The 22,157-nt window shown below is 32.7% G+C and carries 25 protein-coding genes; 4 read left to right on the top strand and 21 right to left on the bottom strand.

Annotated features, from left to right (window positions below; genetic code table 11):
• Positions 1–5: 5 nt before the first annotated feature.
• Both AC0GLY_RS02375 and rnz read right to left on the bottom strand, forming a co-directional pair.
• Positions 6–362: a lipopolysaccharide assembly protein LapA domain-containing protein gene (locus AC0GLY_RS02375; protein ID WP_496611944.1), complete on the bottom strand. Its 357-nt coding sequence runs from the start codon at positions 360–362 to the stop codon at positions 6–8.
• A 3-nt stretch (positions 363–365) separates the two neighbouring features.
• On the bottom strand, positions 366–1,304 hold the full coding sequence (gene rnz / locus AC0GLY_RS02370) for a ribonuclease Z (RefSeq protein WP_496611943.1): 939 nt from the start codon (positions 1,302–1,304) through the stop codon (positions 366–368).
• 103 nt (positions 1,305–1,407) lie between these two features.
• On the opposite strand from rnz, the gene AC0GLY_RS02365 reads away from it, so the two are divergent.
• The gene (locus tag AC0GLY_RS02365) at positions 1,408–1,695 is read left to right on the top strand and encodes a hypothetical protein (RefSeq protein WP_496611942.1); all 288 of its coding nucleotides are present in this window, start codon (positions 1,408–1,410) and stop codon (positions 1,693–1,695) included.
• Positions 1,696–1,732: 37 nt separating this feature from the next.
• Here the strand turns inward: AC0GLY_RS02365 and obgE are convergent, their stop codons facing one another.
• Both obgE and uvrC read right to left on the bottom strand, forming a co-directional pair.
• On the bottom strand, positions 1,733–3,043 hold the full coding sequence (obgE, locus tag AC0GLY_RS02360) for a GTPase ObgE (protein WP_496611941.1): 1,311 nt from the start codon (positions 3,041–3,043) through the stop codon (positions 1,733–1,735).
• 15 nt (positions 3,044–3,058) lie between these two features.
• Positions 3,059–4,867: an excinuclease ABC subunit UvrC gene (uvrC, locus tag AC0GLY_RS02355; protein WP_496611940.1), complete on the bottom strand. Its 1,809-nt coding sequence runs from the start codon at positions 4,865–4,867 to the stop codon at positions 3,059–3,061.
• 118 nt (positions 4,868–4,985) lie between these two features.
• Between uvrC and AC0GLY_RS02350 the strand changes: the two genes are divergently transcribed.
• Positions 4,986–5,165 (top strand): SPJ_0845 family protein, encoded by a 180-nt coding sequence (locus AC0GLY_RS02350; RefSeq protein WP_496611939.1) that lies wholly within the window; start codon positions 4,986–4,988, stop codon positions 5,163–5,165.
• A gap of 36 nt (positions 5,166–5,201) precedes the next feature.
• On the opposite strand, the gene yihA is transcribed toward AC0GLY_RS02350, so the two are convergent.
• From yihA to rpsO, 7 genes are all read right to left on the bottom strand, one after another.
• Positions 5,202–5,789: a ribosome biogenesis GTP-binding protein YihA/YsxC gene (yihA, locus tag AC0GLY_RS02345; protein WP_496611938.1), complete on the bottom strand. Its 588-nt coding sequence runs from the start codon at positions 5,787–5,789 to the stop codon at positions 5,202–5,204.
• Between the two features lie 24 nt (positions 5,790–5,813).
• Entirely contained in the window at positions 5,814–7,109 is a 1,296-nt protein-coding gene (gene clpX / locus AC0GLY_RS02340) for an ATP-dependent Clp protease ATP-binding subunit ClpX (protein WP_496611937.1), read from the bottom strand.
• 150 nt (positions 7,110–7,259) lie between these two features.
• Positions 7,260–8,567 (bottom strand): trigger factor, encoded by a 1,308-nt coding sequence (tig, locus tag AC0GLY_RS02335; RefSeq protein WP_496611936.1) that lies wholly within the window; start codon positions 8,565–8,567, stop codon positions 7,260–7,262.
• A gap of 153 nt (positions 8,568–8,720) precedes the next feature.
• Positions 8,721–9,908: an elongation factor Tu gene (tuf, locus tag AC0GLY_RS02330; RefSeq protein WP_496611935.1), complete on the bottom strand. Its 1,188-nt coding sequence runs from the start codon at positions 9,906–9,908 to the stop codon at positions 8,721–8,723.
• Between the two features lie 169 nt (positions 9,909–10,077).
• Positions 10,078–10,980 carry a hypothetical protein gene (locus AC0GLY_RS02325; RefSeq protein WP_496611934.1) on the bottom strand — a complete coding sequence of 301 codons (903 nt, stop codon included), beginning with the start codon at positions 10,978–10,980 and terminating at the stop codon, positions 10,078–10,080.
• A gap of 68 nt (positions 10,981–11,048) precedes the next feature.
• Entirely contained in the window at positions 11,049–12,758 is a 1,710-nt protein-coding gene (locus tag AC0GLY_RS02320) for a ribonuclease J (protein ID WP_496611933.1), read from the bottom strand.
• Positions 12,759–12,914: 156 nt separating this feature from the next.
• Positions 12,915–13,184 carry a 30S ribosomal protein S15 gene (gene rpsO, locus AC0GLY_RS02315; RefSeq protein ID WP_496611932.1) on the bottom strand — a complete coding sequence of 90 codons (270 nt, stop codon included), beginning with the start codon at positions 13,182–13,184 and terminating at the stop codon, positions 12,915–12,917.
• Between the two features lie 219 nt (positions 13,185–13,403).
• Here rpsO and rpsT point away from each other — a divergent pair, with 219 nt between their 5' ends.
• Positions 13,404–13,664: a 30S ribosomal protein S20 gene (gene rpsT, locus AC0GLY_RS02310; protein ID WP_496611931.1), complete on the top strand. Its 261-nt coding sequence runs from the start codon at positions 13,404–13,406 to the stop codon at positions 13,662–13,664.
• A gap of 16 nt (positions 13,665–13,680) precedes the next feature.
• Here the strand turns inward: rpsT and holA are convergent, their stop codons facing one another.
• From holA to AC0GLY_RS02275, 7 genes are all read right to left on the bottom strand, one after another.
• Positions 13,681–14,709 (bottom strand): DNA polymerase III subunit delta, encoded by a 1,029-nt coding sequence (holA, locus tag AC0GLY_RS02305; protein WP_496611930.1) that lies wholly within the window; start codon positions 14,707–14,709, stop codon positions 13,681–13,683.
• Positions 14,687–16,930 (bottom strand): DNA internalization-related competence protein ComEC/Rec2, encoded by a 2,244-nt coding sequence (locus tag AC0GLY_RS02300; protein ID WP_496611929.1) that lies wholly within the window; start codon positions 16,928–16,930, stop codon positions 14,687–14,689. Before AC0GLY_RS02300 ends, holA begins: the two co-directional genes overlap by 23 nt.
• Before the next feature lie 20 nt (positions 16,931–16,950).
• Positions 16,951–17,436 carry a ComE operon protein 2 gene (locus AC0GLY_RS02295; protein WP_496612232.1) on the bottom strand — a complete coding sequence of 162 codons (486 nt, stop codon included), beginning with the start codon at positions 17,434–17,436 and terminating at the stop codon, positions 16,951–16,953.
• Positions 17,437–17,485: 49 nt separating this feature from the next.
• Entirely contained in the window at positions 17,486–18,178 is a 693-nt protein-coding gene (locus tag AC0GLY_RS02290; RefSeq protein ID WP_496611928.1) for a helix-hairpin-helix domain-containing protein, read from the bottom strand.
• An 84-nt stretch (positions 18,179–18,262) separates the two neighbouring features.
• Positions 18,263–18,595 carry a hypothetical protein gene (locus tag AC0GLY_RS02285; RefSeq protein WP_496611927.1) on the bottom strand — a complete coding sequence of 111 codons (333 nt, stop codon included), beginning with the start codon at positions 18,593–18,595 and terminating at the stop codon, positions 18,263–18,265.
• 68 nt (positions 18,596–18,663) lie between these two features.
• Entirely contained in the window at positions 18,664–18,942 is a 279-nt protein-coding gene (locus AC0GLY_RS02280) for a GNAT family N-acetyltransferase (RefSeq protein WP_496611926.1), read from the bottom strand.
• 28 nt (positions 18,943–18,970) lie between these two features.
• Entirely contained in the window at positions 18,971–19,627 is a 657-nt protein-coding gene (locus AC0GLY_RS02275; protein WP_496611925.1) for an NAD(P)H-binding protein, read from the bottom strand.
• A 122-nt stretch (positions 19,628–19,749) separates the two neighbouring features.
• On the opposite strand from AC0GLY_RS02275, the gene AC0GLY_RS02270 reads away from it, so the two are divergent.
• Positions 19,750–20,064, top strand: coding sequence for a hypothetical protein (locus AC0GLY_RS02270; RefSeq protein ID WP_496611924.1), 315 nt, complete (start codon positions 19,750–19,752; stop codon positions 20,062–20,064).
• A 55-nt stretch (positions 20,065–20,119) separates the two neighbouring features.
• Here the strand turns inward: AC0GLY_RS02270 and AC0GLY_RS02265 are convergent, their stop codons facing one another.
• From AC0GLY_RS02265 to coaD, 3 genes are read right to left on the bottom strand one after another with little or no spacing between them, the layout of a single operon-like run.
• The gene (locus AC0GLY_RS02265) at positions 20,120–20,596 is read right to left on the bottom strand and encodes a glutathione peroxidase (protein ID WP_496611923.1); all 477 of its coding nucleotides are present in this window, start codon (positions 20,594–20,596) and stop codon (positions 20,120–20,122) included.
• 27 nt (positions 20,597–20,623) lie between these two features.
• Positions 20,624–21,673, bottom strand: a complete 1,050-nt coding sequence (locus tag AC0GLY_RS02260) for a SepM family pheromone-processing serine protease (protein ID WP_496611922.1) — start codon at positions 21,671–21,673, stop codon at positions 20,624–20,626.
• A complete protein-coding gene (gene coaD, locus AC0GLY_RS02255; protein ID WP_496611921.1) occupies positions 21,648–22,148 on the bottom strand; it encodes a pantetheine-phosphate adenylyltransferase in 501 nt (166 codons plus the stop codon). The genes AC0GLY_RS02260 and coaD overlap by 26 nt, the downstream gene beginning before the upstream one ends.
• Between the last annotated feature and the right edge of the window lie 9 nt (positions 22,149–22,157).

The raw sequence follows: 22,157 nt of genomic DNA, 5'->3' as shown, positions 1-22,157 counted from the left end.
TTCTTTCAACTTTGTTTTTCTTCAGTATCATTATCAGAATTAATTTCTGAAGTTTGCTTCTCATCTTGACTTTCAACTTCAACACCAAGCTTAGCTTCTAAATCTTCAACTTGTTTTTGAAGTTCTTGAATTTCTTTTAAATTAGCTTTTTTTTGTCTACTATTTTTAAATGACGAAATTGATGAAAAAAGAAAAATTAATAGTGCTCCTAAAAGTAAACTAACTAAAACAATCAAAATTAATGGCATTTTAACTGTTGTAAAGCCAAAATTAACAGCCGTGTCCGCCATATTTAGTAACACAAACACCGAAATTAAAATAATAAGTACTAAACTTGAAATTACATAAACTTGTTTTTTCATAATCTACGCCTCTTTCTTTCCAAATGGAATATCTATAAAATCAAAATCTTTAACTACTTTAGTATTAGGAAATATTTCTCGAGCTTGTTTCTGCAATTCTCGAGCCATCTTAGCCGTATATCGTGCAGAAATATGGGTCAACAACAATTGTTGTACTCCATTGGTTTTAGCCATAATTGCCGCTTGAACATTAGTAGAATGATAGTAATTACGAGCCAATTTAGTCTCACCCTTGCCAAAAGTACTTTCATGAACAACTACGTTTGCATTTTGTGAAAGCTTTTGAATATTAGGAGTTTTTCGAGTATCACCTAGAATGGTTACAACCCGACCCTTTTGAGCGGGACCAATATATTGTTTTCCATCAATCACACGGCCATCAGGAAGCGTTACCGTTTCCCCATTTTTCAATTTACCATAAACTGGTCCAGCAGGAACTTCGTCAGCTTTTAGTTTGTCTACCATCAATTCACCTGGATGACTGTGTTCAACAATGCGATAACCCCGTGATTCAATTTGGTGGTCTAATTGAGCAGCAATTACTGTGAATTTATCGTCTTCAAAGATCACTCCAGAATTATCAAGTTCTACATAATTAATTTTGTAGCTTAATTTAGTTTGAGAAATCCGAAGAGCAACTTGAACAAATTCCTTGATTCCCTTAGGGCCATAGATTGTTAACGAATCATTGCCACCTTGGAAAGATCGACTTGATAATAACCCAGGTAATCCAAAAATATGATCACCATGAAGATGCGTAATAAAAATTTTATTAATTTTTCGTGGTTTTAACGTTGAACGCAAAATTTGTTGTTGGGTTCCTTCGCCACAATCAAATAACCAAACCTCGTTTATTTCATCAAGTAAGCGTAAAGCAACACTTGAAACATTTCTAAACTTACCGGGAACTCCTGCCCCAGTTCCAAAAAACTCTAACTGCATATCTTTTACCGTTCCTTCTAGGAAGCTTTATTTTAATTTAACTCGTATAATCTACTATATAATTAATTGTATCATAAGAAAAGAGCACAAAAATAGAAATCAGGTGATTATCATAAAACTTAGTGAATTCAAAGTATCTTCTCAAGATTTAGATCAAACCAGAATTATTTTTTTCCAAACTAAAACTGCTATTTTGCCTGTTACAAATTTAAAAATTACTAATCAGTTACTAATTTTAATTTCTGAAACAAACCAAAAAGTACTTACCCTTGCACAATTTAATCAACAAACTAATTTAAATAATCAAAATATACAAATTTATCTTAATCAACCAAAACGTTTACGAATCTTTGGTTATCGTTTAGAAAACAATCAAATCATTTTTGGCTAAAAAAGTAGTTAACTAACGTTAACTACTTTTTTAATTTTTAATCCATATAAGTAAAGGTGAAATCTAAAATACCAACTAAATCACCATTTTTGGCACCAGCGGCACGAAGAGCATCATCAACACCCATTCCTCTTAACTGACGAGCAAATCGCATCATGCTTTGTTCATGATCTGTATTGGTCATCTGGAATAATCGTTCGATTTTATGACCAGTTAGCATCCAAACACCGTCTGCATCACGATGAATTTCAAACGGTTTTTCTTCTTCCTTAGCGGTGTAAAGAACATCTCCTTCATTATCTTCTTGAAGTTGACCTTCTTCCACAAATGGAATTTGAGGTGTTTTCGATAACAAGTCACCAGTGTCTTTAATCAATTGGTCTAACCCTTGATGAGTAACTGAGGAAATTGCATCAACTTTGATGGCAATCTTGTCATCATGTTTTTTTAGTTTCTCTTTAAATTCCACAAGGTTTTCTTCTGAACCCGGAAGATCCATCTTAGTGGCCACAATAATTTGTGGACGTTTCAACAATGATTCATCAAAATCACCAAGTTCTTTGTTAATTTTAACGTAATCATCATAAGGATCTCGGCCCTCAGCTCCACTCATATCAACTAAATGAAGAATAACTCTGGTTCTTTGAATATGACGTAAGAATTCAAATCCAAGTCCTACCCCTTGTGAAGCCCCTTCAATTAATCCGGGTAAATCGGCAATAACGAAGTCATTTCCATCGTTATTACGAACGATTCCCAGGTTAGGAACTAATGTTGTAAAGTGGTATTCGGCAACTTTGGGTTTTGAAGTGGTAATGGTACTTAGTAAAGTTGATTTGCCAGCAGAGGGAAAGCCTACTAACCCAACATCCGCTAATAAACGAAGTTGCAAGTTAACCTGTAACTCTTCTCCTGGCTCACCATTTTCAGCGATTTCAGGGGCAGAGTTTTTTGCCGTGGCAAAGTGAGTATTTCCACGACCACCACGGCCACCACGAGCAATTACCGCTTCGTCACCTGGTTTGGTTAAGTCAGCAATTACTTTATCGGTTGCTGTATCAAAAATAGTGGTTCCTTCTGGGACCCGAATAATCAAATCATCCGCACTGGCACCAGTCATTCGTTTATTGCCACCATTCCCACCATTTTTGGCTTTAAATAGCTTTTTATACTTAAAATCCATTAAAGTGCTCATTCCTGAATCGACCGTAAAAATGACATTTCCACCACGACCGCCATCACCACCGGATGGTCCACCATTGGGAACAAACTTTTCACGACGGAATCCAACCATTCCATCGCCACCTTTACCGGCTTTAACATTAAATTTAACTCGATCTACAAACATATTTTCTCCGTTCTATTACATCTTACGCATTACTGCTTTGGGTTTCGAATTTTGGAAAGTGAGCACAATTGTTTGTGCCACCGTTTTTGAAATTCCTAATTCTTGTAAATCAGGAACACTTGCTGCTTCAATATTTTTCATCGAACCAAAATGACGCATCAATTTATTTTTCGTCTTTGGTCCCACCCCTTTGATACTATCTAACCTGGAAGTCATGGAATTTTTACTGTGTAAGTCATGATGAAAATTAATTACAAAGCGATGAACTTCATCTTGAATTCGTTGAACTAGATAAAAGGCCTGACTTTTGGGGTCTAAATAAATATGCTGATCATCATCACCATACAATAAATCAGCAGTTTTATGTTTATCATTTTTTACCATCCCAGCAACGGGAATGTCTAAGCCTAATTCATTTTCTAAAACATCTTTAACGGCGTTCATTTGAATAACCCCACCATCCATTAAAATTAGGTCAGGCATTTCGGCATGTTCTTTTAATAAACGCGTGTAACGTCGCCGCACAACTTCACGGGTACTAGCAGCCTCATCTGCATGATCAACCGTTTGAAGTTTGTATTTACGATAATTCTTTTTGTTTGGCTTACCATCCTCAAAAGTTACCATTGCTGAAACTAAATCAGCCCCATCGATATGAGAATGATCAAAAGCTTCAATGCGATGGAGCAGTGGCAAATTCAATGCTTTACTCAATTCTTCCATAGCACCAGTTGTTTTGCGCCGATTCATTTCTAATAGCCTAAACTTTTCATCTAAGACATACTTAGCATTTTCTTGTGCCATTTTAAGCAATGCTTTTTTCTGCCCTCTAATTGGTGTTCTAGCTGGAATATCAGTTAGTTTAGTCACAACTTCTGAATCAATTGTCTCAGGAACTAGAATTTCTCGGGGTTTAACTTGTCCCTGTTGCTTATAAAATTGCACAATGAAGTTAGTCATTTCCTCTTCTGGTGTACTTAAAATTGGAAACAGACGTTTCGTCCGTTTCATTAAACGAGCTTGACGAATATAAAAAACCTGAATTGATAACCAACCATTATCAGCATAATAATTGAAGACATCTCGTTGTGTATAATCGTGCGAAATGATTTTTTGCTTCTCAACAGTTGCTTCAATGTAATGTAATTGATCACGGAGTTCAGCTGCACGCTCATATTCCATTTTATCAGAAGCAGCTTGCATTCGCTGTTTAATTATTCGTTTTGCCCCTGCCACATTTCCATTTAAGAAGGACTTAATCTTCTTAATTTGTTCATTATACTCTGATTCAGAAACATCCTTAAAACAAGCTCCCAAACATTGTCCCATATGGTAATAAAGGCAGGCCCTTCCTTGATGCCCATTGCAACGACGTAATGGATACATTTTTTGTAAAAAATGCATCGTTTCGTCAGCCGCATAAACATTTGGATAAGGACCATAATAGAAGGCCCCATCTTTCTTAACATAACTTGTTACTTGAATTTCTGGATCTCTTTCATTTGTAATTTTAATATAAGGATAACCATTATTTCCATTTTTCAAGCGGACATTATAATAAGGGCGGTATTTTTGAATTAAAGTAATTTCCAATAAAAATGATTCTTTATCTGTTTCCGTAATAATTGTTTCGTAGTCTGCAATATTTTTAACTAACTTAGCGCGTCTTCCATATTGTTTACTTTTAAAATATGAACGAACTCGATTTTTTAAATTTTTTGATTTTCCAACGTAAATGACTTTTCCTTCAGCATCTTTCATGATGTAGACACCTGGTTTTTCAGGCAAAAGTTTTAATTTATTTTCAATGAGTTCTGATGCCATTTTAATCCCCACCTCATTTTTATTCTTTATTTAAATTATAATGATTTTAAGCCAGCTTGTATAACTAAATGACAATTAATCAGCTTTTTGCTATGATGTTAGCAAAGGGAGTGATTAGATGGGTTTACACATTAATAAACAAGCTGACTTAGATGAAATGCTAAATAAGTTCGCTAAGTTTAACCCTAAAAACAATTCAAATTCTGAGCAAAAAATTGAAAGTGAAAAAGAAATTGAAGATAAGCGAGCCGAAGCAAAAGAACGAGATAAATTTTTCAAACGTAGTCAATCAAAATAAACACAAAATCAGCTGTTAAATTAACAGCTGATTTTTTTATGCTTTAATTTGTTTCTCAATCCAATTCCAAACCTGATTCTTACCTACTTTAGTTTTAGCAGAAAACATGACTAATTCTTCATCTGGTCGTAATTGTAATTTATTTCGTAAAATTGTTTCTTGATGCTTAAATTTACTCTTAGGAATTTTATCAACTTTTGTTGCAACATATAAAACGGGAATATTATAATATTCTAACCAATCTCGCATTTGTAAATCAAATTCAGTTGGTTCATGGCGACCATCAATTAAACTGATAACTCCACGTAAAGTTTCTCTCTGAGTTAAATAAGTTTCAATCATTTCAGCCCATTTTTCTCGTTCCGCTTTTGAAACTTTAGCATAACCATATCCTGGAACATCAACAAAGTATAATTCATGATTAACTTCATAAAAATTCAAAGTTTGAGTTTTTCCCGGCTGACCAGAAGTATGAGCATAATCACGCCGATTAATTAAAACATTCGTTAGTGATGATTTACCAACATTTGAGCGACCCAAAAAACCAATTTCTGGGTACCCAGTTTTAGGATATTGTTTAGGATCAACGGCACTCATAACTAAGTCTACATCGGTCACATTCATAATGTTTTCTCCATTCAGTTTTTATTATTTAGCGCTTTTAACATCTTTTTTTAAAACTAAACGTGGCTCTTCATGCTCGGTAACAGATGCTTCAGTAATGACAACTTCAGCCACATCATTTCGGCTTGGTAATGAGAACATCACATCCCGCATTACGCTTTCAATAATTGAACGCAACCCACGAGCTCCTGTATTTCGTTTAATGGCTTGCTGTGCCATAGTTCGAAGGGCAGCATTATCAAAAGTTAATTTTACTCCTTGAAGAGCTAACAATTTTTGGTATTGTTTTACTAATGCATTCTTAGGTTCAGTTAAAATCTTAACCAAGTCATCTTCATCAAGCTTATTTAAAGCCGTTAAGATTGGAAGACGTCCAATAAATTCTGGAATTAAACCAAACTTCATTAGATCTTCAGGAATAACTTGTTGCATAATATCATCATCGCTATTTTTTACCGTATGAACTGAATCAGTACCAAAACCAATGGTCTTATTTCCTAAACGTTCCCTGATAATATTTTGAATTCCAGGAAAAGCTCCTCCGACAATAAAAAGAATGTTCTTTGTATTAATTTTAATGAAATCTTGTTGTGGATTTTTGCGTCCCCCTTTTGGCGGAACATTAGCAATTGTACCTTCCAAGATTTTAAGAAGGGACTGCTGCACACCTTCACCCGACACATCTCGTGTAATTGAAACATTTTCGCCTTTTTTAGCAATTTTGTCAATTTCATCAATATAGATAATTCCATGTTCTGCCCGTTCAACATCAAAATCAGCACTTTGCAATAACTTCAAAAGGATATTTTCAACATCCTCACCAACATAACCTGCTTCAGTTAAAGTCGTTGCATCTGCAATTGCAAATGGAACATTAATGATTTTGGCTAAAGTTTGTGCAATATAAGTCTTTCCTGAACCAGTAGGTCCAATCATAGCAATATTACTTTTTTGAATTTCAGTTTCTGCTTCAATGGTTTTGTAAACATCTGAATCATCTTCAATATCTTCTTGATCATGCTTTGCTAATTCTTTAATTCGCATGTAATGATTATAAACCGCCACTGCCAATGTTTTTTTAGCTTCAGTTTGACCAATAACATATTGATCTAAACGTTCAACGATTTCTTTAGGGGTTAAAACATTAATATCATCATCGACACTTTGAGATTTGCTTTCCGTATCCATAATTTGTTCACATAAATCAATACATTCGTTACAAATATAAACACCAGGACCGGCCACAATTTTTTTCACTTGGTCTTGTGATTTTCCACAAAAAGAGCACGTTACTGTTTTATTTGTTTCATCATCAAACATATAAAAAATCTCCTAATTTTTATCTAAGTCATTGTTTCAACTCTCAAAACTATAACACAAAGGATGAATGTTGCAAAAGAGTTAGTCTGTAACAAAAAAGTCCGCAACGAAGATCGTCAAACGGACTTTTGAGTTTAAAGTAATTAAAATTTATTTTTCGTCAGAATCAGTGGTACTCTTAGAAACCTGTTTAGCGTTGTCAACAACCACTGCAACTGCTTTTTGAATACCAAGATCATGTTTAAGCATATCGTCAGATAATGCTCCGCGAACTGCTTCTTCTTGCATTCCATATTGTTTAGCTAAGTTAGCAACTTCAGCGTTAACATCTTCTTCTGAAGGAACAATGTTTTCTGCTTTAACAATTGCTTCTAATACTAAACTAGTTTTAACCCGTTGTTCAGCACCCTCAGCAAACTGTTTCTTCAAATCATCTTTTGAAGTACCAGTCATCTTAAAGTACATATCAGCAGGAATTCCTTGTTGTTGAATTCCAGCTAAATATTGATCCATTTGGCGTTCAACATCTTCATCAAGCATAACATGAGGAATATCTTTTACTGTAGCATTTTTAACAGCAGCTTCGATTGCATCATTTTCAATAGTATCATGAGCAGCAGCTTCTTTTTGTTCTTTTAATTCAGTCTTGATTTTTTCTTTTAATGCATCAAGCGTATCAACGTCTTCATCAACATCTTTAGCAAATTCATCATCAAGTTTTGGTAATTGTTTTTCTTTTACTTCATGAATTTTAGTTTCAAAAGTTGCTTCCTTACCAGCAAGATCTTTTTGTGGGTAGTCCTCTGGGAAAGTAACCTTAACATCAACTTCATCTCCTGCCTTGTGACCAACTAATTGGTCTTCAAAACCAGGAATAAATGAACCAGATCCTAATTCAAGAGAATAGTTATTAGCTTTTCCACCTTCAAAATGCTTTCCATCAACTGAACCATCAAAATCAATAATTACAGTATCACCATTTTTAGCAGGGCGATCAACTAAAACAAGTTCAGCTTGTGATTTAAGCATTGAATCTAATTTAGCATCAATGTCTTTTTTGTAAACTCGAGTATTTTGTTTTGGAACCTCAACACCCTTGTATTCCCCTAATTCAACATCAGGTTTAACAGAAACATCTGCTTTAAGTACCCAAGGTTTACCTTTTTCCATTGATTCAACGTTAATGTTTGGTTGACCAACTGGATCAATCCCTGCTTCGGCAACTGCTTCAGCATAAACTTCTGGAAGCAAAATATTTAAAGCATCTTGATATAATGCTTCTTCACCATACATTTGGTTAAATACTTGACGTGATACTTTACCCTTACGGAAGCCAGGTACTTTAATGTTTTTCTTATTCTTGTCAAAGGCCTTATCTAAACCTTCCTTGATTTTATCAAGGTCAATTTTGAAAGTTAATTCACCTTTGTTTAATTCTTTTTTTGCCCAATCAGCCATTTTACTTTCCTCCAACATGAAAAATAATAAATCTTTTTCAAGTAATTAATATACAATCATTATTTTAACTTATGCCTTCTAAAATGTAAACCATATAACAATTAAACAAAAAAAGATCAAAGACTTTGTCTTTGATCTTTTTTTAGAAACATATTAGTCGTCAATACTTGTAACAGTACCGGCACCAACAGTGTGTCCACCTTCACGAATAGTGAATTTAGTACCTTTTTCGATTGCAACTGGTTTAGTTAACTCAACGTGGAACGTTGTGTTATCACCAGGCATAACCATTTCAGTACCTTTATCTAATTCAATAACACCTGTAACATCAGTGGTATGGAAGTAGAATTGAGGACGATAATTTGAGAAGAATGGAGTATGACGTCCACCTTCTTCTTTACTCATGATATATACTTCAGCAGAGAATTTTTCGTGAGTTTGAACTGAACCAGGTGCAGCAAGCACTTGTCCACGAACAACTTGTTCACGGTTAACACCACGAAGTAAGGCACCAATGTTATCACCTGCTTGACCTTCGTCAAGAGTTTTTCTAAACATTTCGATACCAGTAACAGTAGTCTTCAATACGTCTTCAACAAGTCCAACGATTTCAACTTCGTCACCAACTTTAATAACACCACGTTCGATACGTCCAGATGCAACAGTACCACGACCAGTGATAGTAAATACATCTTCGATAGGCATCATGAAAGGTTTGCTTTCATCACGTTCTGGAGTTGGGATGTATTCATCAACAGTATCCATCAATTTCATGATTTGGTCTTCTGCATCTTTATCACCGTTAAGTGCTTTAAGAGCTGAACCACGGATAACTGGTGTATTGTCACCATCATAACCGTATTCTGATAATAAATCACGAACTTCCATTTCAACTAAGTCGATAAGTTCTTCATCATCAACCATATCAGTCTTGTTAAGGAAAACAATGATGTAATCAACACCAACTTGTTTTGCTAACAAAATGTGTTCACGTGTTTGTGGCATAGGACCATCAGTTGCAGCAACAACTAAGATAGCACCATCCATTTGAGCAGCACCAGTAATCATGTTTTTAACATAATCGGCATGTCCAGGAGCATCGATATGAGCGTAGTGACGCTTTTCTGTTTCGTATTCGATGTGGGCAGTATTGATAGTGATACCACGTTCTTTTTCTTCTGGAGCAGCATCGATATCAGCAAAATCTTCAGCTTTAGCTAAACCTCTGTCTGATAAAACTTTTGAAATTGCTGCAGTTAAAGTAGTTTTCCCGTGGTCAATATGGCCAATTGTACCAATATTAACGTGGGGTTTTGTTCTTTCGTAATGTTCTTTTGCCATTATGAAACCCTCCTATTATTTTCGTAAGACGTCCTTTGGAGAAACCCAAAGTATCTTTACCCGTAATTATACTACAATTACGTTAAAAATAAAGTGGTTCTCTCAAAGAATTCACTAACATATTATATAGATTAAAATCACTTTTGTAAACCACCAATCACTAATTTCATTAGTTAATTAGTGTTTGCATAATTGATTCAATCAGACTCAGCCATTTTACCACATCTTTATCATAAGTTTCTTTTAAAGCATCTCCAAACATTTTTTGTTGAATAATTTTTAACCAAATTACTGGCTTTGTAACAATTTGATCAATATAAGGGAATAGCATCTGCAAATCAACATTAACAACCACTTGTAATTGACCGGCTTTAATTGGATCTTCTTGACCAATCGTCTCACTTATTTCTGTTTGAATTACTTGAAAAGCTTTAGTTTGATCAATATCAACGATGGTATTAGGAATAATTTGATGCTTAGTGTTATCAATCCAAATAAAATTTACTGGTTTATCAAATCCAATTCTCATCAAATTATTTAATAATTGCATCCGCCAAACTGGATTAACATCTTGATCAACTAGACTTATCTTGACTCCAGCTAAATACTGCTTAAGTGGCAATGTCTCTGCTTCCTTAATTATTTCCTGTTGTTGTGTTGCTGAAAAGGCACCTAAATGCATAAATTCACGACTTTTACTTGCAATTGTAGTTGGTTCTTTTGCTTCATATTCTATTTCACTTTGTTTAATTTGCTTTAATACATCACTTTTAATTTTTTTATCCTGCCCATTAGCAATAATTTTCAACTGTAAGTATCGATGATTTTTTAGGTAAATTTCAACTAATAATTTAAATTTTTTTTGTAAAAAAAGTTCAAAATGATCGTCAACTAATTTACCTGCACTAACAAACTGATGATTTTTAAATAAAGTCATCCCTAACAATAAAATAACTTGTTCTTCATCAACTTGATCATATAAATCTAATAAAATATCGGTTGCTGCACCAAATTCTTCGTTTTTAATTTTTGCTTGAGCTTGTTGTAAAAGATTTATTTGCTTCTTATCCATCTTTGCTTCCCTTCTTGAAAATATCTTAAAAATAAAAAAGACTGAGCATGTGCCCAATCCTTTTCTAATTATTTTTTCTTCTTATTGTTTTTAAACCGGCGATGATGTTGGTTAACTTCCATAATTACAGGAAGAATCACTGGACGACGATCTGTTTTCTTATAAAGGAAAGAACTTAGCTTTTCACGAACATCCTGTTTTAAATGACTCCAGTCAAAATCTTTATTCTCTAAATTATTTTGTACGGTCGTTTCCACTAAATCGGCTGCTTCATTTAATAAAGCCTGATTTGATTGATCATATACAAATCCTCGCGAAGTAACTTTAGCTCCTTCGACAATTTCTTTCTTTTTTCGATCAATCGTTACAACTGCAATAAAAACTCCATCTTGAGAAAGAACACTTCGATCACGAAGTACAATATTCCCAATATCTCCCACTCCAATTCCATCGATCATAGTATCAAGTGCTGGTACTGCTTGGGAAAGAAACATTTGATTATCATCAAATTGAATCACATCACCTTTAGCTGGCATAATAATATGATCATTGGGAAAACCAGCATCAATTGCCGCTTCACGTTCAGCTTGTAACTGGCGATATTCTCCTTGAACTGGAATTAAATATTCAGGCTTAATTAAACTAATCATCATTTGCACGTCACTTCGACTAGCATCACTTGCTAAATCAAGTTCAGCATCAATTGAGGCAACAGTTCCATCAGCTTGATAAACCATATCTCTAGTTTTTGACCATGCATTATCCATTGCTCGTAGAGGTGAAGTTGCTAATAATACTAAATCACCAGGTTCGATTTTAAGCTTCTTATTTCTTTGACTAGCCATTCTTTGAAGAGATAGCATTTCTTCCCCTGGCTGCCCAACATGAAGAATAATAACTTTACTGGAGTCCAATTTTTCTAGAGCATCCGTAGAATTTACAAAAATTTCTTGCTCTGGGAGCTTTAGTTTACCTTGTTCAATCGCTGTATCAATCATAAACTTTGATTTTTCATTAGCTACATAAATCATTCTTCCAGTTTCAGCAGCAGCATCAATAATTTCTTGCAAGCGCAAAATATGACCTGATAAACACGTTATGATTACTCGACCATTTTGATAATCAAATGTATCAACTAAAAACTCACGAACTTTCTTTTCTTCTGTTACCTTAGAGTTGTCTTCAGCATTTCTTGCATCACAAAGCAAAGCTAACACATTTTTGTTTGAAGCCTCTGCAATAGCAGCATAATTAGTTCGATAAGGTTCTGGAACTGTTTGGTCAAATTTAAAATCACCAGTATACACAATACTTCCTTGTTCAGTAGAAATTACAATCCCAACAGCATCTGGAATAGAATGAGTTACACCAAAAAAGCTTACCGTACCATCATCAAAAGCAATTTCGCTTTTATCATTAATAATATGAAAATCATCAAACTTTTTAGACTGACGATTCTTTTTAACTAATTTCTCAGCAATCTTAATTGATAATTCCGTTCCGAATACAGGAACGTTAAACTCACTAAGAAAATATGGTAACGAACCAATTGAATCAAGATGCCCAGAAGTTAAAAATACTCCAACAATCTTTTCTTTATTATCTCTAAGATAAGAAAAGTCTGGAATTACATAATCAATTCCAAGCATATCATCTAATGGAAATTTAGACCCACAATCTAAAATAAAGATACTACTCTCATTAACTTCAACAGCAAATAAATCTTTGCCTTCTTCACGTACACCACCAAGGGGCACGATTTTAATATTCTTTTTCATTTTTATTACACCTCAATATATTACAGTTACAGTTTTCTCTAACGTTATTAATTATGCACTCGTTCAATATAGCATGTAACTTTAGTGTAACATATTTAGCTAAAAAAATGCTTAAAAAAAGGATGAGGCATTTAGCCTCACCCATTTTTATTAAGATTAACGACGTAATCCTAATTCTTTGATTAATTCACGATAACTTTGAACGTTTTTCTTACGTAAGTAAGTTAACAAGTTACGACGATGACCAATCTTTTTCATAAGTCCACGTTGTGAATGAAAATCTTTTTTATGTTCTTTCATGTGTTCATTAATTTCGTTGATGTCAGCTGTTAAAACTGCAATTTGTACTTCAGTTGAACCAGTGTCACCTTCATGTGTAGCGAATTTGTTGATAATTTCAGTTTTTCTTTCTTTAGTTAAAGCCATTATGCTTTACCACCTTTCAATTAAAAATCCCTCAGTTCTGAGTATTGCGTCAGTGAGTCGCAAAACTAAGAACCAGTTACCTATTAAATATACATCATTTAAAACAAAATTTCAAACTAATCTTAGCTTGTATTGCAATTACAGTATATATTTTGTATAATTATGATTGTTAAAACTGTGAAGTTAGGATTAATTTCACTATGTGGAGGTGAAAATATTATGCCAGTTATTAAATCAGCTATCGAACGTATGAAAACTAACGAAATCGCTCGTAAAAAGAACGCTTCTGAAAAGAATCGTATGAGAACTGCCGTTAAAGCATTTGAAAAAGCTAGTGCCAAAGGTGCAGATGATGTTGAAGAATTATACCGTGATGCAATTGCTGCAATTGATCATTCAAAATCAAAAGGTCTTATTAAGACTAACAGTGCCAACCGTAAAAAGTCACATCTAGCTAACATCAAGAATACTTTATCATAATAAAAAAGAACTCAAATTAAATTGAGTTCTTTTTTTGTCCTAATTTTATCGCAAACATTTCAAAAAGTAGTTCCGGATTATCGGTACTGCTTTTTAGTTTACATTCAATTTGAATCAACTGTAAATATGCATCTTTTAAATAATTCAAAGAGAATTTTTGAGATGATTGCATTGCTAACTTAACCCGATACGGATGAACTTTTAAGGTGTTTGTTATCATATTAGGACTATAGCTATGTTTCATCAAAATTTTAACTTGTAACAATAAACGAAAATGACTTTCCAAGATCGCATTAATTTGTACAGGTTCTTGTTTTTGCTCTAATAATTGATGATAAAACTGAATTGCCTTAGTCGTTTTTCCTGTCACAATATAATCTACCAATGCAAAAACATTCTGGTCTAATGATTTAGAAACTAATTTATCAACTACTGAAACTGTAATTTGTTTAGAATGATCGCAATAAATAAAAATTTTTTGTAATTCATTCATTATTTTACTTAAATCACCTAAGGTTCGAGCATATAATTCATTAATTGCGTCCGTTTCAATTTGATAACCTCGATTTTTAACTTGCTGCCGAATAAAATCAGCAGTTTCCCGTTCAGAAAAGTCATTTAAAGTAATTGTCGTACTTTTACTTTTTAATTCTTTAACAATCTTTTTGCGGCCATCAAGTTTATCGTAAGGAGCTAAAATAATTAGGACAGTTTCATTAGAGGGATTATCAAGATATTGTTCTAATTCTTCGACATTATGTTTAATTTTATTTTTTTGACGATTTCCCGTTAAAAAATAAGCATTTTTAACTAAAACTAACCTTTTATTACCAAAAAACGGAACAGACATTGCATCATTAATGGCCACTGACAATGGTGTTTCTTCCATATCATAAGTTGCATAATTCATGGTTTGCTCTTCTACTGGGATTATTTTTTTAATTTGTTGCATAAGTTCATTTTCCCAATAATTATTTTTCCCAATGATTAGGTAAACTGGATCTTGATTAGTTGCTATGGTTTTAATGTTTGTAATTAAGGTCATTTAAATCCCCCTTCCATTTTGTGGTGAAGTACCCATGTTGCATTTGGTACCGATAAGAAATCATCCCAACCTTTTGTGTGCTAATTATTTTAACTTGCTCTTTTTTCATCGTTTGAAGTGTTTCCTGATTAGGATGACCATAATGATTATTTCTACCAGCTGATATAATTCCAATTTGAGGTTTAACTGCTTGAATAAATTTTGGGTCAGAAGCCGTTTTACTTCCATGATGGCCTAGTTTTAGCACATCTGTTTTTAAGTTAGGATATTTTTCTAGAATTTTAATTTCATCTGCACGATCTAAATCACCTGTAAACATCCAATTTAAATGATTTATTTGACTATATAGTACCATTGAGTCTTCATTTTTGCCTAATCCAGCCATAAAGGGATGAATTACTTGTAGTGGAGTTCCGTAAATAATATCTCCGTTTTTTACACTAACCAACTTAAAATTTTTAAATGCTTTTATTTTTTTCATAAAATGCTGGTTATTTTCCATTCCAGCGGGAATATACACGCGATCAACTTTCATCATTTTTAAAAAAACCGGTAAATCTCCTACATGATCGGCATCTTGATGACTTAAACAAATATTATCAATATGGTTAATGCCAATACTTTTTAAGTATCTAATTGATGTATTAGGTGCTAAATAAACTTCCTTTTGTCCCTGCTTAGCAAAGAAATTAGGCCTCCCACCAGTATCAATTAGAGTAACTGAACGATTCAATGGTGTTCTAAGCAAAAAACTATCTCCCTGTCCTACATCAAAAAAGGTTACCTCACCATTAAGTGGAAAATGGATAATTATATACATTCCTAAAGTAAGACCAACTATCATTATCAGATACTTAAGTTTTGCACTCTCAATGTATAACAAAACTAATATCAACATCAAAATTACAAAAACAATCCACGGTTTCCCAAAAGTTACTTTTCCGGGAAAATTTGAAATTAAAAGGGTAAAATGATCGAAAATCATTAAAAATTTATCGATTAAAATTACCCCTGGAAGCTTACATAGACTAATCATCCAGCCAACTAACACTAATGGGAAAATTAAAATCGTAAAAAAAGGAATAATCAATAAATTAGCTAATAATGATAAAGTATGCCATTCATACATATAGTAAATCACAATTGGAAAACTAACCAGTTCTAAAAATAAAGTTCGCTTTAAATCATTAATCTTTTCCGTATAAATCAATGTTAATGATAATACATAAGAAAGTTGACAACCAAATTCTAATAAAAGCATCGGATTAATTAATAAATTAAGCATTAGTGCTAAAGACCAAATATCTAATCTAGTAAAATACAAATTAAATTTATTAGCTACTAACCGTTCTTCAATCATTAAAATAGCTCTAATTAATCCAACCGCTGATCCAGCAACAATTGAATATGCAGGCAAACCCATTATTAATCCCCATTGAACATGTTCTTTTTTAATATATATCAAAGAAGTTAGCATTAAAATTAAATTAACTAAAAAATAAACATGCATCCCTGAAATACTAAATAAATGTATTAATCCTAGCTGTTGAATGCCTTCCATTTCTGTTTTGAAATCTGTATTCTTGTAGCCAAACACTAAACTTTGAACATACATTTTCAGATACTTAGGTAAACAATTTGTCGATTCTAAGCCCCAAAATCGAAAAAGATGTACCTTATCAGTTAAAGAAGCAGCTCTTTCTTCTTTATTTTTAACATTAGTAATTTTACATTGTCCATAAATTCCTTGTTGCCCATAAAAAACTTGTGAATCAAACTGATTAACGTTTGGAGCAGCCTCTAATTTTGATAAATCACCAACTACTTTCAGTTGACTTTTTTGTTTGATACTATTTATTAAATCCTTTTCATGTTGGTTTTTCAAAATTCCAAAACATAGAATGTTTTGTTTTACCGTTGGTGAGTATACAAGAGCACGAAAATGATTATCATTAAGATAAATTTCATCGGGTAAGACTTCTAAGGTTAAAGTTTTCCCGATTTTATCAATGTGTTCAATTGTAATTTTTTTTTGCGTTTCATTTTGGTAATGTACTGTAAACAAAACTAACGGAATTAAGGACAACATTACATTTTTCCAAAGAAACCCTTTAATTTTCAAACTATAAATTCTAACTAGAACTAAAATAACTCCGATCATTCCATACAAAGCCTGTCCAGCATAAATTAGTGAAAGGCATCCCCATAATAGGGATGTCATTACATAAAAATTTTTCTTAATTATTTATCGAAAGATAAGTATTTATCAAATGGTAAATCGTCAATTTGTTCTTGCTCAATTTGAACTTTTTCTACTTTGACATGTTCTTTTTTTAACAAAGATTCCGCATATTCACTATTATGATATTCGCGAAGATATTTAATTGTTTTAATTCCAGCCTGCAATAACATTTTCGTACATTGCAAACAAGGAAAATCGGTCACGTAAATTTCAGCATCATCAGTAGACTCACCAAACTTAGCACATTGTAAAATTGCATTCATTTCGGCATGAATGGTTCTTTGACAATGACCATCAACAATATAGCATCCCTCATCGATACAATGAACATCCCCTGATACCGAGCCATTATATCCGCAAGCAATTACTCGCTTATTACGTACTAAAACTGCTCCAACTGATAGACGTTCACATGTACTTCTTGTAGCTACTAAAATAGCCTGAACCATAAAATATTGATCCCACGGAATTCTTTTTTTCGTCATCATTTTCTCCTTTATAATTTGATTAATACTATAATTATAGCAAATCTAATTACACAGATAAGGAAGGCTTCAAATTTGATACAGTACGTTCCCCAAAACCAGGAACATTTTTTAAATCCTCAACTGATTTAAAGGGTCCATTTTGATTACGATACTCAATGACTTTTTCTGCCTTTTTTTGACCAACGCCACTAATCGTTTGCATCTTAGTAGCATCTGCTTCATTTAAGTTAATTTTTTCACCACTAACCTTAGCATCTGCTATCCCTTTATTAGTATTGGCAGATAAATCCCCTTCTGAAGCTCCAAGGTTAGTTACAGGAACTCCCGTAACCTCACCTTGCACTGGAATATATAATATTTCTTGATCAGTAACCTTCTTTGCTAAATTCACATGGTTACGATCAGCATGATCATTAAACCCGCCAGCCATTCTAATTAAATCAGTACCCCGCATATTGGTAGTCGCCTGGTATACTCCAGGATTAATGACAGCGCCTTTAACATCAACAAAAATCTGTCCATTTTGATTATTTTTTGTTATTTGGCGCTTATTATCTTTGCCATTTAAATTGGGTTGTACAGACTTAGTTGTCGATATTGAGCTAGTAGTTGTAGCTTCTGTGCTTTGATTAATAAAACAATAAACTCCAATTAAAACCAAACAAATCAATAATCCAAAAATGATTTGATATTTATATTCTTCCGTTAATTCCTTTAATTTTCCTGTATACTTATCCATCTTTCTCCCCTTTCTATTTATAAATACGAAAAATTAAATATAACCATCCAAAAAAGGCTAAAAACAAAGTTTGTTTTTAGCCTTTTAAGAAATTTCTTGGTTATTAATTTTTAAATAATTTAAAACATAAGCTTTTATTGAGGGCTGCAAATCACCTAAAAACTCTTTTTCCCATAGCCCTCTCTGAATAATAGCATCTTTTCGCTCATCTTCCTTGAATCGTTTCAAATGTTGTTTACCGTTAACGTTAATACTCGCTTGCCAATAAACATATTCTCGACCTGCTTGATTTCGGTTAATTAATTTCGTAACTCCGACTATGCCACTTCTATTTCTCTTACCAATACGATTATGACTAGCATCTGCAGCAGCTTTTCTTAAAATTTTCATCTGTTCATTAAGTTCTTCATTACTCAAAAAAAATCGCCTCTAATCTTTAAACTTTGTAATCTAAAATTAAGTTAATTATATCACATGGCTTAAAATTATAAACTTTTCTTTAGCAACAAATCTACATATTGATGGTTTCGTATAAAAAATTCCTTTGCATAAGCACAGACGGGATTAATCTTAAACTGATGTTCTTGAGCATAATTAATTGCAGTTAACATTAATTTACCAGCAATTCCGCGACCACGATATGTTGGGTCTACATAAGTATGGTTAATTGAGATGAAATTATTTTCAATCGTAAAAATTAGTTCTGCAATGGTTTTTCCATCTTTTTCAGCATAAAAGCGACCGGGTTCATATTCAAATTCCAACTAAATCCAACTCCTTTAATTATGGTAATTAAATTTCATTCAAAGCACTAACAATCTCAATTGTACCGTTTTGCATAGTAATCACTTTATGGTAAGTATGGTGATTATTCAAACTCAAAAACAAAGTTTTAGCAACATCTGAGATTGAACTTGAATTAGATGACTTAGATGCATTCAATTCAACTTTACCAGTTCCAGTACTTTCTTCTAAAGAAGTTGGTTGCAAAATCGTATAATTCAAATTAGTGCTATTAATTAAGTAACTATCTGCCATAAACTTAGCAGCCTTATATTCCTGTAAAGAAGCGTATTTTTCATTATTAATCCAACTTTTTAGATCTAAAGATCCATATGAACTTAACATGATATATCGTTTTACTCCGATTTTTTCTGCCGCAATCATAGTTTTAATTGCCCCAAAGCTATCTACTTTAATTAAGTCATGTCCTCTTGACCCAGCTACAAAATAAATAGCATCAAATCCAATTTCTAATTTAGCGAGATCTGAAATATTTAGCAAACCTAAATTCATTTTAATCACTTTAACTCGTTGGTCTTCAGTTGTAAACGAAATATGTTCTGGGTGAGAAACAGCAATTGTAATTTGGTAATCAGAATGATTTAAAAATTCATTAGTTAATGCTTTGCCTACTCGTCCTGAACCACCAATAATCATAATTTTCATTATTATTCTCCCTTAATTAAGGTTTAACTTATTAATTGTAACTGTATTGTATACCTAAACAATAAGTTAACTCCATAAAAAAGATTATGATAAACTTAAATTACAATTGGGAGGTGAATATAATGTTTAATTTGTTCAGTAGTTTAAATGCTTTAATATTTTTATTAATTGTAAACTTAGTATTATGGATTGTCACAGCCTGTTTATGGGGAATGGATAAATTGATGAAACGACCTGCTTATAAAATTGCTTGGTCTGATTGTGGTCAAATCATCTGTTTCATTGATACAGTGATTTTTATATTTAGTTTAATTTTCTATGCAATTATTTTAATTTTAGGAATTTACTTACCTAATGAACTTTTACTAATTTGCTTTGTTTTCGTTTTAATTGCAGCATTTATTGGAAGTATCATTTGGAAATTTTTAAAAAAATAGTCAAATTCAAAAAGTCATTCCCAACTCTTCATACGAATTGGGAATGACTTTTTAGTTATTTAGTAATATTTAATGCATCAATAATTTCTGGTTCCAACTTCAAAGGCGAAGTAATTGGTGCATAACGATGAATTAAACTACCATTGCGACTAATTAAAAATTTAGTATAATTCCATTTGATTTTTCCGTGTCCAGACTGATTTTTTAAATAGCCAAAAATTGGGTTTTCATCCGATCCATTAACTTTTACCATTTCAGTCATAGGAAAAGTCACGCCATAATGAATTTTACAATATTCGTTAATAGCTTCACTAGCAATTTCTTGATGAAATTGATTAGAGGGAAAACCAACTATTTCTAATCCTTGCTCATGATATTTTAAATATAAAGCCTCTAAATCTTTTAATTGCCCTGCCAAACCACATTTGCTTGCGGTATTTACCACTAAAATAACCTTTCCTTTAAATTCTGAAAAATTAATTGTTTCTCCGTTCATTTCTTTAATTTTAAAATCATAAATGGTTTTTGTCATAATAGTCCATCACTTTCTAAATCAATTCTAATGGGTTTCTAGGTAATTTAAAGCGTCCTTGAAATTTTCAACGGGAACTACTTTCAAATGAGGAGCATACTTTTTAGCTGTTTCTTTAGCAACTTGATAATTAGTTTTCTTCTCATCTTCCATAGATAAGTTTTCCTTAGTAGGCTTTACATATGGTGCAAAAAACACTTGAGCACCACTTTGATCAGCAGCAATGATTTTTTTATCAATACCCCCAATCTCGCCAACATCACCATTAGGAGCAATAGTACCAGTTCCAGCAATTTTATTAAAAGAATATGACTTATGTTCTAACTGACTGTAAATTTGTAAAGCAAACATTAATCCACCAGATGGTCCCCCAATTTGTCCCGGATCAACTTTAATTTTGGGATTAGTTTTAACTTTCATATCATCCGTCATCGTCATCCCAACACCATTAAATCCAGGAACAATTTGTCGTTTTTGTCCTCGTACTTCATGACTTTTCCCATCTCGTTTAAATTGAATGGTTAACTCAGCATTATTTGGTAAGCTTTTAATGTAACGTACATATTCAATACTTTGATTAAGCCGTTTCCCATTAATTGATTCTACTAAATCAGCTGGTTCAAGCTTTCCTTTAAAATCAGAATTTGGTAGTAGCGATAAAACGTAAACTCCTTGATAATTCTTTTTAACCAAACGATGTGCATGATGATAACCAACATAAATTGCATTGTTAATAGCAGTATTCATATAAACAGTTTGGACATTACTAAACTGTTCGTTATTTTGTCCACCCGTAATTGAATTAGCGTTCTCAATTGTTAGATGTGGATTAAATTGCTTTTCCAAATAGGAAATTGGATGAGCCTGAGAAATTGAAACAGCCGTAATCATAAATTTAGTTTTCTTTAATTTTTGCACATTATCAATCTTAACCATTGGTTGGATAGCAATAGCTTCACCAGGAGCCTCTACTAAGGCATTTAATGGCCATAAAAATAGCCATAAAATAAAAAGTACACTAACAAATAAAGCTAATAAAACTTTGTGCCTTTTAATAAATGTTTTTATTTTTTTCATAGTTACCCTTCACTTTCAAAGCTGACAAAACTGGGCTCGGAACAAATTTAGAAACGTCCCCATCAAAACGATTAATTTCTTTTACCATTGATGATGAAATTAATTCATAATCTTTGTTAGCAAAAATCAATAATGTTTCAATTTTATTATCTAAAAGACTATTTAAATTAGCGATTTCCTTTTCAAAAACAAAATCATTTGAATCACGAGTTCCTCGAATAATTAAATTAGTTTGTTGTTGTTTTACGAAATTAACGGTTAATCCATCATATTCCGTAACTGAAACGTTTTTAAGACTAACAACCGATTGTTCAATCAATTCAACTCGTTCTGCTGCAGAAAATAAAGTTTCTTTATCAGGGTTATTTCCTACAGCCACTACTACTTCATCAAAAATTTGAGCTGCTCTTTTAATAATATTCAAATGTCCGTTAGTAATGGGATCAAAACTCCCGGGATAAATTACTTTTTTCATAATTATTTC

Source organism: Fructilactobacillus sp. YLN 2507 (assembly GCF_059614085.1).
This window is presented reverse-complemented; position numbering and strand designations above follow the sequence as displayed.